The 374-nt window shown below is 61.0% G+C and carries 1 pseudogene; it reads left to right on the forward strand.

Going from position 1 to position 374, the window contains the following annotated elements:
• Window positions 1-374, forward strand: a pseudogene (locus tag ACF8FB_RS18020) (acetolactate synthase large subunit); the annotation flags it as partial.

A 374-nucleotide genomic window follows, 5' to 3' on the forward strand; every position in this document is an offset into this window, starting at 1 on the left:
GGCACCGAAGTCATCCACATCAACTTCCGCTCTGCCGAAGTCGATGCCGTGTACTTCCCGCAAGTAGAAGTGATCGGCGACATCGCCAACGCCGTGTGGCAGATCAGTGAAGCACTGAACGACACGTCGCACTGGGACTTCACCCGCCTGATGGCCATCCGTGAAGCCAACGAAGCACAGATCGCCGAAGGCGCCGACGACGACCGCTTCCCGGTCTACCCACAGCGCATGGTGGCTGACATCCGTCGTGTACTGCCGTCCGAAGGCATCGTCGCCCTGGACAACGGCATCTACAAGATCTGGTTCGCCCGCAACTACAAAGCGCACAAGCCAAACACCGTGCTGCTGGACAACGCCCTGGCGACCATGGGCGC

It is taken from the genome of Pseudomonas sp. yb_2 (assembly GCF_043103905.1).
GTDB lineage: Bacteria > Pseudomonadota > Gammaproteobacteria > Pseudomonadales > Pseudomonadaceae > Aquipseudomonas > Aquipseudomonas alloputida.